A 17,059-nucleotide genomic window follows, 5' to 3' on the forward strand; every position below is an offset into this window, starting at 1 on the left:
CTCTCCGCCCGGCCTGAAGCCCTTCGGGCAGAAGAGGCGCAGCGGATGGCCAACGAGGAAGCGCGGAGGCCCTTCGACCTCGCCAGGGGTCCGCTGCTGCGCAGCACGCTGGTACGGTTGGCCGAGGACTCACACCTGCTGCTGGTGACGATGCACCACATCGTCTCCGACGGCTGGTCCATGGGCGTCCTCGTCCGGGAAGTGGCGACCTTCTACGCGGCCTTCTCCACGGGCAAGTCGCCCTCGCTCCCGCCGCTGCCGGTGCAGTACGCGGACTTCGCGACGTGGCAGCGGAACTGGCTCCAGGGTGAAGCGCTGGACGCGCAGATCCACTACTGGAAGCAGCAGCTCTCCGGAGCGCCCGCGGCATTGGAGCTGCCCACGGACCACCCGCGCCCGCCCGTGCAGTCGCACCGGGGTGACTCGGTGGAAGTGCGCATTCCCAAGCACATCGCGGACGCCCTCAAGGCGCTCTCACAGAGAGAAGGCGCCACGCCGTTCATGACGTTGCTGGCGGCGTTCCAGGTGCTGCTGTCGCGCTACTCCGCGCAAGACGATGTCAGCGTGGGTTCACCCATTGCCGGCCGCACCCAGGCGGAGACCGAAGGCCTCATCGGCTTCTTCATCAACACGCTCGTCCTGCGAGCCCAGCTGAACCCGCGCGCGACGTTCCGGGAGCTGCTGGCCCAGGTGCGAGACACGACGCTCGCGGCCTACGACCATCAGCACCTGCCGTTCGAGAAGCTCGTGGAAGCCGTGCAGCCCACGCGCGACCTGAGCCGCAGCCCGCTGTTCCAGGCCATGTTCGTCCTGCAGAACACGCCCACCGAGGCGCTGCGTCTGCCGGGCTTGTCCTTCCAGGCACTGCCGCTGGAATCACACTTCGCCAAGTTCGACCTCTCCCTGGGTCTGCGTGAAGGCCGAGACGGATTCGTCGGTTCATTCGACTTCGCGACGGACCTCTTCGACGCGGCGACCATCCAACGCCTGGCTGGGCACTTCAGCGTGTTGCTGGAGGCCGTTGCAACGAAGCCGGACACCCGACTGGGTGACCTGCCGCTGCTCACCGCCCCCGAGCGCCAACAGCTCCTCGTCGAGTGGAATCCGCCTGCCTCGCAGGTGCCGCAGGAGTCCAGCATCCCCGCGATGGTGGAGGCGCAGGTGCATCGCACGCCGGACGCCCTCGCGGTCATCACGCCCGAGCGACAGCTGACGTACCGGGAGCTGGATGCGAAGGCGAACCAACTCGCGCACCGTCTGCGTGGATTGGGTGTCGGGCCCGAGGTCCGCGTCGGCCTGTGCGTCGATCGCACCGAGGACCTTGTCATCGGTGCCCTCGGCATCCTCAAGGCTGGCGGCGCCTACGTGCCGCTGGATCCAAGCTACCCGCGTGAGCGTTTGGGTTGGCTGCTGGAGGACGCTCAGGGCCCTGCCCTCGTCGCGCACTCCCATCTGCTATCGGCGCTGCCCGAAACCAGCGCCACGCCGGTGTGCCTCGACTCGGACGTGGAGCTGGCGAAGCAGCCGACGACGGCTCCGGTGGTGGACATCCACGCCGGACACCTCGCCTACCTCATCTACACCTCCGGCAGCACCGGCCGTCCCAAGGGCGTCGCCATCTCCCATGGCAACGCTGTCTCCTTCCTCCACTGGGCCCTGGAGACCTTCTCGCCGGAGGAACTGAAGGGAACGCTCGCCGCGACGAGCCTCAACTTCGACCTCTCCGTCTTCGAGCTCTTCGCGCCGTTGAGCAGTGGCGGTGCGGTGGTGGTGGCTCGCAACGCCCTACACCTGGCGGAGCTGCCTACGGCCTCTCACGTCACCCTCGTCAACACCGTGCCCTCCGCCATGGCGCAACTGCTGCGCCTGGGTGCGGTGCCGCCCTCCGTGCGTGTCATCAACCTCGCCGGTGAGGCCCTGCCGGAGACGCTTGCGAAGCAGGTCTACGCAGTCCCGACGGTGCAGAAGCTCTTCAACCTCTACGGCCCGTCCGAGGACACCACCTACTCCACTGCCTCCCTCGTCGGCCGTGACGAAGTGCCCCTCATCGGCAAGCCCCTGCCCGCGACGCGTGCCTACGTGCTGGACGCTTCGCTGCAACCGGTGCCCGTCGGTGTCGCAGGCGAGCTGTACCTCGCGGGCGAAGGCCAGGCTCGTGGCTACCTGCTGCGCCCGGAACTCACCGCCGAGCGCTTCCTGCCCGAGCCCTCCGGTCCTCCCGGCGGCCGCATGTACCGCACGGGCGACCGTGTCCGTTACCGCCTCGACGGGCGCCTGGAGTACCTGGGCCGCATCGACTTCCAGGTGAAGGTGCGTGGCTTCCGCATCGAGCTGGGTGAAATCGAAGCCGCGCTCCGCCGCGCCCCAGGCCTCAAGGACGTTGTCGTCGTCGCGAAGGGTGAGGCCGCCGACAAGCGCCTTGTCGCCTACGTCACGCCCAAGGCCGAGGCCTCGCTGGAGGTGGAAGCCCTCAAGGCGCATCTGCGTCAGGGACTCCCCGAGTACATGGTGCCCACCACCTTCGTGGTGATGGACGCCCTGCCTCTCAACTCCAACGGCAAGGTGGACCGCAAGTCCCTTCCGGAGCCGGAGGCGCCCCAGTCCGGCAACACCTACGAAGCGCCTCGCACCGAAGTCGAAGCGAAGCTGGCCTCCATCTGGGCCGAAGTCCTGCGCCTGCCCCAGGTGGGCGTGAAGGACTCCTTCTTCGAGCTGGGTGGGCACTCGCTGCTGGCCACGCAGGTCGTGTCCCGCGTGCGCGCGGAGTTCAGCGTGGAGTTGCCCCTGCGCGCGCTCTTCGAGTCCCCCACCGTGGAGGCGCTCGCCGGGCGGCTGCACGGGAGCGCCACCTCCCAGGCTCCGAAGCTCACCCGCGTCTCGCATGACGGTCCGCTGCCGGTGTCCTTCGCGCAGCAGCGGCTGTGGTTGTTGGATCAGCTCCAGCCCGGGGACGCTTCGTACAACATCCCCACCGCGCTCCAGCTCTCGGGGCACTTGGACGTCGAGGCCCTGCGCCGCACCTTCGAGGCACTCGTCGCCCGTCACGACGCACTGCGCACCACCTTCCACGAGCACCAGGACCAGCCCATCCAGACCGTCCACGCGCCCAGTGGTTGGACGCTGCCGCTCGTGGACCTCTCAACCCGGCCTGAGACGCTGCGGGAAGAAGAGGCGCGGCGACTGGCCAACGCGGAAGCGCGGAAGCCGTTCGACCTCGCCAGGGGACCGCTGCTGCGCAGCACGTTGGTGCGGCTGGCCGAGGACTCACATCTGTTGCTCGTGACGATGCACCACATCGTCTCCGACGGCTGGTCCATGGGCGTCCTCGTCCGGGAGATGGTGGCCTTCTACGAGGCCTTCTCCACGAGCAGCACGCCGACGTTCGCGCCGCTGCCCGTGCAGTACGCGGACTTCGCGGCGTGGCAGCGAAACTGGCTCCAGGGTGAAGCGCTGGACGCGCAGATCCACTTCTGGAAACAGCAGCTCTCCGGAGCGCCCTCTGCGTTGGAGCTGCCCACGGACCGCCCGCGACTGCCCGTGCAGTCGCACCGAGGCGCAACGGTGGACGTGCGCATCCCCGCGGAGGTCTCTCACGCGCTCAAGGCCCTGGCACAACAGGAAGGTGCCACACCGTTCATGACGTTGCTGGCGGCGCTCCAGGTGCTGCTGTCGCGCTACTCCGCACAGGATGACGTCAGCGTGGGTACGCCCATCGCGGGCCGCACCCAGGCGGAGACCGAAGGTCTGATTGGCTTCTTCATCAACACGCTCGTCCTGCGCGCCCAGTTGGACTCGCGTGCAACGTTCCGTGAGCTGCTGACTCAAGTGCGCGGCACGACCTTCGCGGCCTTCGAACATCAGCACCTGCCGTTCGAGAAGCTGGTTGAAGCCGTGCAGCCCACGCGCGACCTGAGCCGCAGCCCGCTCTTCCAGGCCATGTTCGTCCTGCAGAACACGCCGAATGAGGCGCTGCGTCTGCCGGGTCTGTCCTTCCAGGCACTGCCGCTGGAATCACACTTCGCCAAGTTCGACCTCTCGCTCGGTCTGCGTGAAGGCCGGGACGGATTCATCGGCACGCTGGAGTACGCGACGGACCTGTTCGATGCCGAGACCATCCAGCGCATGGCCGGCCACTTCGGCGTGTTGCTGGAGGCCATCGCGAAGAAGCCGGACACCCGACTGGGTGACTTGCCTCTGCTTACGGACTCCGAGCGCCAACAGCTCCTCGTCGAGTGGAACGCGCCTGCCTCGCAGGTGCCGAAGGAATCCAGCATTCCCGCGATGGTCGAGGCCCAGGTGCGTCGCACGCCGCACGCCCTCGCCGTCATCACGCCTGAGCGACAGCTGACGTATCGGGAGCTGGACGCGAAGGCCAACCAACTCGCGAATCGACTGCGAGGCTTGGGTGTCGGGCCCGAAGTCCGTGTCGGCCTGTGTGTCGAACGCACCGAGGACCTCGTCATCGGCGCTCTCGGCATTCTCAAGGCCGGTGGTGCCTACGTGCCGCTGGACCCCAGCTACCCGCGTGAGCGCTTGGGCTGGTTGCTGGAGGACGCACAGGGCCCTGCCCTTGTCGCGCACTCCCATCTGCTCTCGGCGCTGCCGGAGACATCCGCCACGCCGGTGTGCCTCGACTCGGACACGGAGCTGGCGAAGCAACCGACGACGGCTCCGCTTGTGGACATCCACGCCGGCCACCTCGCCTACCTCATCTACACCTCCGGCAGCACCGGCCGTCCCAAGGGTGTCGCCATCTCCCATGGCAACGCCGTGGCGTTCCTCCACTGGGCCCTGGAGACCTTCTCGCCGGAGGAACTGAAGGGGACGCTCGCCGCGACAAGCCTCAACTTCGACCTCTCCGTCTTCGAGCTCTTCGCTCCGTTGAGCAGTGGTGGCGCGGTGGTGGTAGCGCGTAACGCACTGCACCTCGCGGAGCTGTCCACCGCGGGCCACGTCACCCTCATCAACACCGTGCCCTCCGCCATGGCGCAGCTACTGCGCCTGGGCGCGGTGCCGCCTTCCGTGCGCGTCATCAACCTCGCCGGTGAGGCCCTGCCGGAGACACTTGCGAGGCAGGTGTACGCCGTCCCGACGGTGCAGAAGCTCTTCAACCTCTACGGCCCGTCCGAGGACACCACCTACTCCACCGCATCCCTCGTCGGCCGTAACGAAGTGCCCCTCATCGGCCGCCCGCTCCCCGCGACGCGTGCCTATGTGCTGGACGCTTCGCTGCAGCCGGTGCCCGTGGGCGTCGCGGGCGAGCTGTACCTCGCGGGCGAAGGCCAGGCACGCGGCTACCTGCTGCGCCCGGAACTCACCGCCGAGCGCTTCATCCCCGAGCCCTACGGTCCTCCCGGTGGCCGCATGTACCGCACGGGCGACCGCGTCCGTTACCGCCTGGATGGGCGCCTGGAGTACCTCGGCCGCATCGACTTCCAGGTGAAGGTGCGTGGCTTCCGCATCGAGCTGGGCGAAATCGAAGCAGCCCTCCGTCGTGCCCCGGGCCTCAAGGACGCCGTCGTCGTCGCCAAGGGTGAGGCCGCCGACAAGCGGCTGGTCGCCTACGTCACGCCCAAGGCGAATGCCTCGCTGGAGGTGGAAGCCCTCAAGACGCATCTGCGTCTGGGCCTCCCCGAGTACATGGTGCCCGCCGCCTTCGTCGTGCTGGACGCCCTGCCCCTCAACTCCAACGGCAAGGTGGACCGCAAGGCCCTGCCGGAGCCGGAGGCACCTCAGTCTGGCGACACCTACGTGGCGCCTCGCACGGAAGTCGAAGCGAAGCTGGCCTCCATCTGGGCGGAAGTCCTCCGCTTGCCCCAGGTGGGCGTGAAGGACTCCTTCTTCGAGCTGGGTGGCCACTCGCTGCTGGCCACCCAGGTGGTGTCGCGCGTGCGCGCGGAGTTCAGCGTGGAACTGCCCCTGCGCGCGCTGTTCGAATCCCCCACCGTGGAAGCGCTCGCGGTTCGTCTGACGGGGCTCACCCGCACAAGTACTTCGCAGCTCACCCGCGTCTCGCATGACGGTCCGCTGCCGCTGTCCTTCGCGCAGCAGCGGCTGTGGCTCATTGATCAGCTCGAACCGGGCAGCCCCCTCTACAACGTGCCCGTCGCCGTCCGGCTGGAAGGCTACCTGCGCGCGGACATGCTCGAGCGTGCCCTGCAGGAAGTCGTACGCCGACACGACGCCCTGCGCACCACCTTCACCCAGGTGGACGGAGAGCCGGTCCAGCGCATCCACTCCGACAGCCCGGTGCCCTTGGGGCTCGTGGACCTCTCGGATGTGCCGGAGGCGCAGCGCGAGCCCGAAGCGCGGTTCCAGGTGGAACAGGAGATGCGCCGGCCCTTCGACCTGCGCACCGGTCCGCTCATCCGCACGCTGCTCTTCAAGCTGGCTGAACACGAGCACGTGCTCGTCGTCACCCTGCACCACATCGTCTCCGACGGCTGGTCGCTGGGTGTGCTGGTGCGTGAAGTCACTGCCCTCTACGCGGCCTTCTCCGCGGGACAGCCGTCGCCCCTTCCGGCCCTTCCCGTGCAGTACGCGGACTTCGCGGACTGGCAGCGCCGCACGCTTTCAGGTGAGACGCTGCGGCAGGAGATGGCCTACTGGGAATCGAAGCTCTCCGGCGCCCCGTCCGTGCTGGAGCTGCCCACCGACTTCCCCCGCCCGGCCGTCCGGAGCACCTCGGGCGCGACCTTCGGCTTCACCCTTTCGAGGGAGCTGACGGAAGCCCTGCGGAGCCTGGGCCACCGTGAAGGCGGTTCGCTCTTCATGGTGCTGCTCGCGGCCTGGCAGGGCCTGCTGTCGCGCTACACGGGCCAGCAGGACCTCAGTGTGGGCTCGCCCATCGCCGGCCGCACCCGCGCGGAGACAGAGGGCCTCATCGGATTCTTCGTCAACACGCTCGTCCTGCGCGCGAAGGTGGACGAGGGCCAGTCCTTCCAGGCGCTGCTCCAGCAGGTGCGCGCCGCGGTGCTGGACGCGTACGAGCACCAGGAGGTGCCGTTCGAAAAGCTGGTGGAGGTCCTGCAGCCGACGCGCAGCCTCAGTCACACGCCGCTCTTCCAGACGCTGCTCGCGCTCCAGAACGTGCCCACGGAGGACGTGCGCCTCCCAGAGCTCCGCCTACGCGGACTGGAAGCCGCCCAGTCGACTTCGAAGTTCGACGTGAGCGTCTTCTTCACGGAGACGTCCGAAGGACTGCGAGGCACGCTGGAGTACAGCACCGCGCTCTTCGAGCGGAGCACGATGGAGCGGATGGCCCGCCACCTGCGCACGCTGCTGGAGGCCGTGGCCGCGAAGCCGGAACAGGCGATGGCCCACCTGCCGCTCCTCTCCAACGACGAGCGCCAGCGCCTCCTCGTGGAGTGGAACGACACCAGCGTCACCAGCCCGACGGACGTTCCCGTCCACGTCCACTTCGCCCGGCAGGTCCAGCGCACGCCCGACGCGGTGGCCCTGGTGCTGGGCGACGCGACGCTGACGTATGGGCAACTGGACGCGCGCGCGAACCAACTGGCGTGGCACCTGCGTGCCCTGGGCATCGCCCCGGGTGCGCGCGTGGGCCTCGCTGTCGAGCGGTCCTTCGAGCTGGTGACGGCGCTCCTCGCCATCCTCAAGGTGGGCGCGGCCTTCGTCCCCGTGGACCGCAATGCCCCCGTGGAACGCATCGCGATGCTGCTGGAGGACGCGGACGTCGGAGTGGTGGTCACGCACCAGCCCTTCGCTTCGCTCCTGCCCGCTTCTGGCACCCGCGTCTGGCTGGACGCGCAGCAGGACGTCATCGCCGCATGGCCCACGCATGCGCTCGACATCTCCGTGGATGGCGAGTCTCTCGCCTACGTCATGTTCACCTCGGGCTCCACGGGCCGTCCCAAGGGCGTCTGCGTGCCCCACCGGGGCATCACGCGCCTCGTGCTCGGCAGCACCTTCATGCGCTTCGGACCGGATGAAGTCTGGCTCCAGGCCGCCCCTGTTGCCTTCGACGCGTCCACGCTCGAAATCTGGGGCGCGCTGCTGCACGGCGCGAAGCTCGTCCTCGCTCCGCCGCACTCCCTGTCCCTGGAGGAACTGGCCGCGCAACTGCGCCACCACCGCGTGACGTCGCTCTGGCTCACCGCCGCCCTCTTCGAGCAGATGGCCCTGCACCAGGGTGAAGCGCTCGCGGGCGTGCGTCAGGTCCTCGCCGGTGGCGACGTGCTGCCCGCCGCCCGTGTGCGCGAACACCTCGCGCGTCTTTCGGAAGGCACCACCTTCATCAACGGCTACGGCCCCACGGAGAACACCACCTTCTCCACCACCTTCGCCATGCAGCACGGCACGCGCTTGGAAGGCGCCATCCCCATTGGCCGGCCGCTCTCCAACTCCACCGTCTACGTGCTCGACGCGCACCTGCACCCGGTGCCCGTGGGCGTCGCGGGTGAGGTGTACGTCGGAGGCCAGGGCCTCGCCTGGGGCTACCTGAATTGTCCCGAGCTGACCGCGGAGCGCTTCGTGCCCCATCCCTTCGCGTCCACTCAGGGTGAGCGCCTCTACCGCACGGGCGACCAGGCCCGTTGGAGGGAGAACGGCACCATCGACTTCCTGGGCCGCGTCGACTTCCAGGTGAAGGTGCGTGGCTTCCGCATCGAGCTGGGCGAAGTCGAAGCCGCCCTCCGCTCCTCCACCGGCGTCAACGAGGCCATCGTCGTGGCTCGGGGCGCGGACGCGGACAAGCGCCTTGTCGCCTACGTCACCGCGAGCGAAGGCCACCCGCTGGACGCGGACTCACTCAAGGCAGGCCTCAAGCAGCGGCTGCCCGAGTACATGGTGCCGTCGGCCGTCGTGGTGCTGGACGCCCTGCCCCTCAATGCCAACGGCAAGGTGGACCGCAAGGCCCTGCCCGAGCCCGACGCCCACGCCATCGAGGCCCGGGACTTCGTCGCGCCTCGCGACGCGCTCGAAATGCAGCTCGCTCGCATCTGGGAGGACCTCCTCGGCGTCCCCTCCGTCGGCGTCCGCTCCAGCTTCTTCGAGTTGGGCGGCCACTCCCTGCTCGCCGTGCGCATGGTCGCCGCCGTGCGAGAGCGCCTGGGCAAGTCGATTCCCCTCTCCGTCCTCTTCCAGCAGCCCACCATCGAGCAGCTCGCCCAGGTGCTCCGCGACGACTCACAGGACTGGACGCCCCTCGTTCCACTGGAGCGCGGAGAGCCTGGAAAGCGGCCCCTCTTCCTCGTCCACCCCGGTGGCGGCAACGTCCTCGCGTACTCGGAGCTGGCGCGCCGTCTGGGGCCCTCTCTGCCCGTCTTCGGCCTCCAGTCGCGCGGACTCGACGGACGGCCCGTCGCCGAGTCCATCGAGGAGATGGCCACCCTCTACATCGAAGCCATCCGCACCGTGCAGCCTCACGGCCCCTACCAACTGGGAGGCTGGTCGCTCGGCGGCGTCATCGCCTACGAGATGGCCCGCAGGCTGCGCGAGGCCGGTGAAGCCGTGGACCTGCTCGCCCTCATCGACGCCCACGTCCACGGCCTGACGAAGCCCGCGCAGACGGAGACGCAGCTCGACTCCGAGACGCGCGCAAGGCTCGCCTTCGCTCATGCCACCGCCACGGCCTTCGGTCAGGAGCTCTCCGTCCCGGACGAAGCCCTGGCACATGGCGACGACGTGATGCTGGACCACCTGCTGCAGGAAGGACTCCGGGCGCGCATCCTCGACGCTCACTCCGGCCTTGCCCAGCTGCGAGCCCTCTTCAACGTCTTCCGGGCCAACCTCTTCGCCCATGAGAAGTACGCGCCAAAGCCGTACGACGGCACCGCCCTGCTGCTCAGCGCCAGTGGCGTCGCCGAAGCGATTCCGCGTCACCGCGGCTGGGAGCCCCTGGTGCGTGGCGGGCTGGAGGTACACGACGTCGCCGGTGGCCACCACGAGCTGATGCAGGACCCGCACCTCGGGTCTGTCGTCGAGCACCTGCGCTCCGCCCTGGCCGCCGTTACGTCCAACGACGCCACCGGCAGTTGAAGACAACCTCCACTCCGTGTCTGTCTTTCAGGCACGGAGTGGAAGGGGTTACGGTGCGCGCATGTCGCGCGAAGAGAACAATCGCTATCTCCGCGGAGTCGCCGATAAGCAGCTCCGCAAGGTGCCCGTCCTGGGATGGCTGGGTCGCCATCCGTTCCGGAAGCTCCTGCTCATCTGGGCCGTCCTGCTGCCGCTCTGGTACGGCTTCCATGCCTTCTTCACCCACCCCTCGCCCATCACCGGAGACGGCGAATGGCCCACCCCCAAACCCCAGGTTCCTCCGGGGCTGGGCCAGCAGTTGCTCCCCTTCCTCATCCTCTTCTTCGTGCTCGTGGGCGGGAGCCTGGCCTGGCGGCAGTACCAGGTTCGCAAGGCGCGCAGGCGGGAGGCCGAGGCACTCCAGCACCCGGACGCGGAGGCCTGGTTCCGGCTCACGGATGAGCTCCTTCCTCCGAGCAGCCCTTTCCCCGACGTGGACGTCTTCCGGGCGCAGAGACGGGCCCTGGGGAGGATCCTCTATGGGCAGGACGCCCTGGCCCGCCACGAGTTGAACGCGGTGGACTGGCGGAGCAAGGCGCCCCTGCTCCAGGCCATGGAGCGAAGCAGCGACGCGCTCCTCCAGCTGATCTGCAAGGACGACCCTGAGCAGACCCTGAGGCTCGCCCGCGAGGCCCTCGCCCTGGCCGACATCAACCCCGCCGTTCCCGGAGCCAAGCTGGGCCGCGTCTTCTACGACGTCCTCATCCACTCCGCGGAAGTCGTCACGGGCCAGTCAACGCCGGAGGGCCTGCGGCTGCTGGAGCACCACCAGGAGGAGTCTCCTCTCATCGTGGTCCGCCTGCTCTGCGCCTGGGCACTCCGGGCCGCGGCCACCCAGCGGAACGACCCGGAACGCGCGGAGCGGATGCGCCAGTTCCTCCAGACGCACGCGCCCCACTGCGCCCCGCTCCACCGGCTGCCCGCGCGGGCCTCGGCGGAAGCCTAGAGCTTCAGCCGCTTGAACACGGGCTCCGGGATGCTCTTGATGATGAGCATGATGAGCGCCCAGAAGCCGGGCACGTAGACCTCGTTCTTGCGCCCGTCCGCGGCCTTCAAGAGGCCGCGGGCCACCTGCTCCGGCGACGCGAAGAGCTTGTTCTTCGGCACGTGGGCCGTCATCGGCGTGTCCACGAAGCCGGGCTTCACCGTCACCACCGCCACGCCGGACTTCGCCAGCCGGTTGCGCAGGCCCTGGAGGAACACGGTCAGCGCGCCCTTGGACGCGCCGTACACGTAGTTGCTCTGCCGGCCACGGTCTCCCGCCACCGACGAAATCACCACCAGCGTGCCGGCCTTCTGCGCCTCGAAGCGGTTGGCCAGCTCCGTCAGCAGCGACGCGGCGGAGAGGAAGTTCGTGCGCAGCACCACCTCCGCCGCCGCCCACGAGCGCTGGCTCTCCTCCTGGTCTCCCAGCACGCCATGCGCCAGCACGACCCCGTCCAATCCGCCCAGGGCCTGCCACGCTCTCTCCACGAGGCTCGCGTGCGCTTCGCAGTCGTTCAAGTCCAGCGCGCGGAACTCCACCTTCTGCGCGCCGCGCGTGGCCGCGTCCTTGGCCACCGCCTCCAGGTTCGCGGCGTTGCGGCCCACCAGGTACAGCGACGCCCCGCGCGCGGAGAGCAGCCGCACCGTGGCCTGGGCAATGGCGCTCGTGGCGCCGAGGACAATGACTTTCTTCATGGGATGGCGACCTGACGGTCTTCCAGCGAGGGCAAGGGCAAGGACACCGGGTTCACCCGGCGCCAGAAGGAGGACGAGAACGCGGGATCGACGTACGCGGAGAACTGCTCGCGCTTGGGGAAGTACGCGGCGAAGCTCTCCGGACTCATGCGCGCGTCCTTGGCCGGGTACACCGCCCCGCCCGCCTCGCGCGTCACGCGGTCCAGCGACTCCACCAGCTTCCACGTCTTCTCACCCTGGTTGGCGAAGTCCAGGGCCAGCGTGTAGCCAGGGCGCGGGAAGGACAGCCACCCGGGCGACGGCAGGTCGCCGAACGTCTTGAGCACGGACAGGAAGCTGGGCAACCCACCCCGGGCGCTGCGCTCCAGCAGCTCCCTCAGCGCATCGCGCGCGGTGGCGTGGGGCACCACGCACTGGAACTGGAGGAAGCCCCGGCGGCCGTAGATGCGGTTCCAGCCGTACACGCTGTCGAGCGGGTAGAAGAACGGATCGTAGTGCACGAGCCGGGGAGACGGCTTCATCCGCTCCCGGTGGTAGTACAGGAAGTTGAACGCGGACACCGACAGCCGGTTGAGGCAGAAGCCCGGCAGGTCGATGGGCACCGCGAGCCCGCTGCCATGCGACAGGTGGCTCTTCGCCAGGGGCAGCCGCTCGAACTGCGTGGGCGCGAAGTTGCCCCGGTAGAACAGGCCGCGCCCCAGCTTGCGCCCGCGCGCCAGGCAGTCCACCCACGACATGGTGAAGTCGTGGTCCGCCTCGGACTCCGCGGACACGCGGATGAAGCCGTCCAGGTTCTCGAACGGGACGGTCTCCTGCACCACGAAGGGGTTGCGGATGGGCTTGAGCTGCACCTCCGCCCAGGTGACGAGCCCCGTGAGCCCCAGGCCGCCAATCGTCGCGCCGAACCAGTCCGGGTTCTCGTCGGGCGCGCACATCCGCCGGCTGCCGTCCGAGCGCACCAGCTCGAAGCGGCGCACGTGCCGGCCGAACGTTCCGGCCCGGTGGTGGTTCTTGCCGTGCACGTCGTTGGCGATGGCGCCGCCCACCGTGACGAACTTCGTGCCCGGCGTCACCGGCAGGAACCAGCCGCGCGGCACGGCCAGCCGCAGCAGCGTGTCCAACGACACGCCTGACTCGCAGCGCACCACGCCCGTCGTCGGGTCGAAGTCGATGAGCCGGTCCAGGCCCGCGGTGAGCAGCACCGTGCCCCCGCCATTGAGGCAGGAGTCGCCGTAGCTGCGGCCCAGGCCATGCGGCAGGACGGAGCCCTCCACCTGGGGCAGCGCGTCCGAGCGCCACGTCAGCCCGCGCGCCTGCTGCTCCACGCGGGGGAAACGACCCCACGAATCCGACGTGCTCATCGCCATGCTCCCGTCACGTCGCCACCCACAGCACCAGCGCGGCGGCCACGCCGACGACATAGCTGACGCGGTCCCGCAGCGCGAAGACGAGCGGGTCCTCGTTCACGAGCCCCCGGTGCGCCAGCAACCAGATGCGCCCCACCCAGTACAGCATCACCGGGCACAGCAGCCACAGCCGCTCCGGGTGGGCATACAGCGCCGTGACTTCCTTGCTGGTGATGTAGAGGGCCAGCACCATCACCGACACCTGGCCCGCCGCCGCGCCCAGGCTCGCGAGCTGCTCGTAGTCCTGCGCCAGGTAGCCGCGCCCGTGGGCGGACGTCTCGTTGGACTGGCGCAGCCGCCGCACCTCGCTCAGCCGCTTGAGCAGGGCCAGCGACAGGAAGAGGAAGGTGCTGAACATGAGCAGCCAGCTCGACGTGGGCACGCCCACCGCCAGCGCGCCGCCGAAGATGCGCACCGTGTAGAGGCCCGCCAGCACCAGCACGTCCAGCATCACCACCTGCTTGAGCCGCAGTGAATACGCGAGCGTGAGCACGAAGTAGGCGGCCAGCAGCGCGGAGAACGACAGGGGCAGCGTCGCCAGCGCCAGCGCCGCGGCGCCCACCAGCAGCAGCGGCGCCATCACGACGCCCGCGCGCACCGGCAGGGCCCCGGACGCGAAGGGCCGCCGCGACTTGGACGGGTGCCGCCGGTCCGACGCCAGGTCCAGCAGGTCGTTGATGATGTACACGCTGGAGGCGCAGAGGCTGAAGGCGAAGAACGCCAGCACCGCGCGCGGGGCCATGCCGCCCTGGGTGGCCTTGTGCGCCGCCAGCAGCGGCACGAAGACGAGCGCGTTCTTCGCCCACTGATGCACCCGCAGCGCCTTCACCCAGGTGCGCACCCCGCCCGGCGGGGCCTCGAAGACGCGGTGCACGGGACGGCCCAACCCCTGGGCCTGGCGCAACACGCCCGCTGGCGCATGCACCACGATGATCCGTCGGCACTCGCGCCACAGGTGCAGGTCCACCGCGTCGTTGCCCGCGTAGTCGAAGGGGCCCAGCAATTCGCGCAGCCGCTCCAGCTTCCGCGCGCCGGACAGGTTCACCCCGGCTTCACTGGCGACCACCGTGTGGAAGAGGCCCAGGTGGGCGGCCACCGCGTCGGCGATGCTCCGGTCCGCGGCCGTGGCCAGCACCAGCCGCCGCCCCCGGGCGTGCTCCTCGCGAAGGAAGGCCACCACGTCCGCGTTGTACGGCAGCGAGGTGACGTCCAGCCGCGCGCGGCGGGCCACCTCCGCCTTGAAGAAGGCCTTGCCCCGGAGCACCCACAACGGCACCAGCAGCAGCAGCCACGGCGCGTTCTTGAGCAGCACGAGCAGGTTCTCGTGCAGCGTGTCCGTGCGCACCAGCGTCCCGTCCAGGTCGACCGCGAGCGGGACGTCGGGGGCATCATCGAGAATGGGAGGCTGAGGCTGCATGAAGGGGGCGCGCAGGGTACTCCAAGGGCCCCGGGTGTCCCACTGTTCCGTGCTCCCACCCAGGCCGAAGTCCCTCCAGGCGGCGGACCTCCTGGCCGCCGTCCGGACGGGAGGGCGTCCCGCCCGTGCCTCAGAGCGACTTCAGGAAGGCGAGCAGCGCGGCCCGGTCCTCGCGTGGCAGCCGCACGTAGCGCGCCTGCGCGGGGGCCGCCTCCCCTCCATGCCAGAGGACGGCCTCCTCCAGGGAGCGAGCCCGGCCGTCATGCAGGAAGCGGGTGTGCCGGTTGACGGCCTCCACCAACCCGATGCCCCACAGGGGCGGCGTGCGCCACTCGCTGCCCGTGGCCAGACCGTCCGGACGCCCGTCCGCCAGGCCCTCGCCCAGGTCGTGCAGCAGCAGGTCCGTGTAGGGGTAGATGACCTGGCGGGAGACCTCGTCGAAGCCCTCCACCGGCCCCGTCTCCTGGGGCGTGTCCACGTGGCACGTCGCGCAGCCGATGGCGCGGAAGACGGCGTGGCCCCGCTGGACCTCCGGCGCCTCCCAGTCGCGCCGCTTGGGCACGGCGATGAGGCGCATGTAGATCATCAGCAGGTCCATGTCGTCCTGGGACACCTCCGGTTCACCCGGGGCGTCCCGGCCCTGCTCCTGGCGGTAGAGCGTCGTGGTGACGCCCATGTCCGCGACGAGCGCATGCGCCACCTGCTGGCGCAGCGTGGGCTGATTGGCCTTCCACCCGAAGCGGCCCAGGCGCGTCTCGCCCGTCTCCACGTCGAGCACCCGGTTGACCCGGCCGGAGATGCCGTCCTGGTCGCGGTCCTCGGGGTCGGCGCGGGCCACGATGTCGGCCTCGGGCAGCGCCTCCAGCAGGCCCAGGCCGAAGTTCACGGGCGACACGCGGGCGGAGACCATGGCGCCGTCGCCCAGGGGGCCGTGCACCAGCCCCTGGAACTGGTAGCGCGGGCGCACCAGCGAGTACGGCTCACCGGTGGCGAAGGTGCCGAGCGTCTCCTCGAAGTCGACGCGGACGTGGCCCTCCGCGACCTGGCCCTCCACGGCGTGCGCGTCCAGCTGCATGCCGTACAGCGGGTGGGGACCGGCGCCGTCGGGCGCGCTCAGCTGGAACGCCAGCGAGACGGGCGCCTCCGTGGGGCTCGAGGGCGGCTGGCCCCGGCCGTCCTTCACGTGGCAGGTCATGCAGCCGGTGGCGCTGAAGAAGGGCCCCGCCACGGCGGGACGCAGGCGCGAGTCGCTCCAGTCGCGGTCGAAGACGCCCTTGCCCGCGTAGAAGTCCGGCCAGCGCGAGCGCGGCATGTTCATGGGCGCGCGCCCGAAGGCATTGCGGCCGGTGTCCGTCACCGTGGTGGCACCGCCTGCTTGCTCCACGTGCGGCAGGACGACGGGGGGCAGCGCGCCCAGCACCAGGGGTTCGGGGCGGCGGACGACGGTGGCCCAGGCGGCGCCGATGAGCAGCGCTCCAGCGGAGATGCCAGCGAGAGACCAGGGCACGCGCATCGTCACGACTCCTCGATGGGAAGACACAGGCAGACAAACCACCGGGCGGGAACGAGGCGTCCCCGCCCGGTGGAGGAACAGCTTACTTCTCCTGGCCGAAGGACTCGCCCGTCACGAGGAAGCCCGTGGCGCTGGCGTTCACGTCGATGCCGGAGAAGTGGCGGTACGGGTAGGCACCGTCGCCAATCTCCTCGATGAACTCCACCGTGTCGCCGACGACTTCCTTCCCGTCAGCGAGCTTGACGCTGAAGGTCGTGTTGGCCACGTTCAGACGCCAGCCGCAGGCGCCGTCCATGCCCACATTCCCGCCCGTGGAGGTGGTGCGGTAGGAGAAGAAGCCCCAGTGCCAGTAGTACCAGTCGAGGAAGGCCCACCAGCTGTAGAAGGTGATGATCATGGCCTGCGGCTGGGGGCTCGACCCAACGAGGCGGCCATTGTTGTAGACGTTCATCCGGAACGCACCGGAGGACGAACCGGTGAAGCCCGGCTCCACGGACACCTGGCGGTCATTCCCGGGGGTGATGCGCAGGGTGCTGACCACCTGGTCACCATCCCGCGCGGCCAGGGCGAGGCCGCCCGAGGCGCTGCCAATGCGAATCTGCGCGTCCTGCGACCAGGTGATGGCTTCGTTGAACGTGCTGGAGACGCCGTCCGTCTTGAGGCTCTTCAGCCCGTTGACCTGCACGCCCTTCTCGGTGGCGGCCAGGGACGCGTTGCCCTTGGCGCAGGTGGTGATGCCGTCGAACCGCTGCACGCAATCCGCCTTGGCGGACAGCTCCGCGGACTGCGAACCTTCCGGGGACTGCGTCGGCTCACCCTGGCAACCAGCCACCAGGCTCAGGAACGCAGCCGCCAGGAGGCGACTCGTCATCTTCAGGTGCATGTGTGGGACCTCGACTGTGTGGGGGACACTGTCTGCTTCACTCACAACGGACGGAGACGCGGAGGGTCCAGCAGGCGGAAGCCAAGGAAGCACCGACGCGCGTTCCGGACAGGACGCCTTGC

Annotated in this window: 7 protein-coding genes (1 of these 7 only partly in view); 2 read left to right on the top strand and 5 right to left on the bottom strand. The window is 69.4% G+C overall.

Annotated features, from left to right (window positions below; translation table 11 throughout):
- Both D7X99_RS03195 and D7X99_RS03200 read left to right on the top strand, forming a co-directional pair.
- On the top strand, nucleotides 1–9,999 hold the end of the coding sequence (locus D7X99_RS03195; RefSeq protein ID WP_121776428.1) for a non-ribosomal peptide synthetase. 19,359 nt of this gene lie to the left of the window's left edge; the window shows 9,999 of its 29,358 coding nt (coding positions 19,360–29,358); its start codon lies off the left edge, out of view; it ends in the stop codon at nucleotides 9,997–9,999.
- Nucleotides 10,000–10,060: 61 nt separating this feature from the next.
- Nucleotides 10,061–10,984 carry a hypothetical protein gene (locus D7X99_RS03200; RefSeq protein ID WP_121776429.1) on the top strand — a complete coding sequence of 308 codons (924 nt, stop codon included), beginning with the start codon at nucleotides 10,061–10,063 and terminating at the stop codon, nucleotides 10,982–10,984.
- Here D7X99_RS03200 and D7X99_RS03205 read toward each other — a convergent pair.
- The 5 genes from D7X99_RS03205 to D7X99_RS03225 form a co-directional block, all read right to left on the bottom strand.
- Entirely contained in the window at nucleotides 10,981–11,718 is a 738-nt protein-coding gene (locus D7X99_RS03205; RefSeq protein ID WP_120576174.1) for an SDR family oxidoreductase, read from the bottom strand. The genes D7X99_RS03200 and D7X99_RS03205 overlap by 4 nt on opposite strands.
- On the bottom strand, nucleotides 11,715–13,079 hold the full coding sequence (locus D7X99_RS03210; RefSeq protein ID WP_121776430.1) for an FAD-binding oxidoreductase: 1,365 nt from the start codon (nucleotides 13,077–13,079) through the stop codon (nucleotides 11,715–11,717). The genes D7X99_RS03205 and D7X99_RS03210 overlap by 4 nt, the downstream gene beginning before the upstream one ends.
- Nucleotides 13,080–13,092: 13 nt before the next feature.
- Nucleotides 13,093–14,541: a UbiA family prenyltransferase gene (locus D7X99_RS03215; RefSeq protein WP_121776431.1), complete on the bottom strand. Its 1,449-nt coding sequence runs from the start codon at nucleotides 14,539–14,541 to the stop codon at nucleotides 13,093–13,095.
- A gap of 130 nt (nucleotides 14,542–14,671) precedes the next feature.
- Nucleotides 14,672–16,054, bottom strand: a complete 1,383-nt coding sequence (locus tag D7X99_RS03220) for a di-heme oxidoredictase family protein (protein ID WP_121776432.1) — start codon at nucleotides 16,052–16,054, stop codon at nucleotides 14,672–14,674.
- A gap of 82 nt (nucleotides 16,055–16,136) precedes the next feature.
- On the bottom strand, nucleotides 16,137–16,937 hold the full coding sequence (locus D7X99_RS03225) for a hypothetical protein (protein ID WP_121776433.1): 801 nt from the start codon (nucleotides 16,935–16,937) through the stop codon (nucleotides 16,137–16,139).
- Between the last annotated feature and the right edge of the window lie 122 nt (nucleotides 16,938–17,059).

Origin of the sequence: Corallococcus sp. AB032C (assembly GCF_003668935.1) — a bacterium.
Lineage (GTDB): Bacteria > Myxococcota > Myxococcia > Myxococcales > Myxococcaceae > Corallococcus > Corallococcus exiguus.

Coding starts and splice junctions, on each gene's coding strand:
- D7X99_RS03200 (WP_121776429.1), top strand. CDS start 10,061: ATGTCGCGCGAAGAGAACAATCGCTATCTCCGCGGAGTCGCCGATAAG.
- D7X99_RS03205 (WP_120576174.1), bottom strand. CDS start 11,718: ATGAAGAAAGTCATTGTCCTCGGCGCCACGAGCGCCATTGCCCAGGCC.
- D7X99_RS03210 (WP_121776430.1), bottom strand. CDS start 13,079: ATGAGCACGTCGGATTCGTGGGGTCGTTTCCCCCGCGTGGAGCAGCAG.
- D7X99_RS03215 (WP_121776431.1), bottom strand. CDS start 14,541: ATGCAGCCTCAGCCTCCCATTCTCGATGATGCCCCCGACGTCCCGCTC.
- D7X99_RS03220 (WP_121776432.1), bottom strand. CDS start 16,054: ATGCGCGTGCCCTGGTCTCTCGCTGGCATCTCCGCTGGAGCGCTGCTC.
- D7X99_RS03225 (WP_121776433.1), bottom strand. CDS start 16,937: ATGCACCTGAAGATGACGAGTCGCCTCCTGGCGGCTGCGTTCCTGAGC.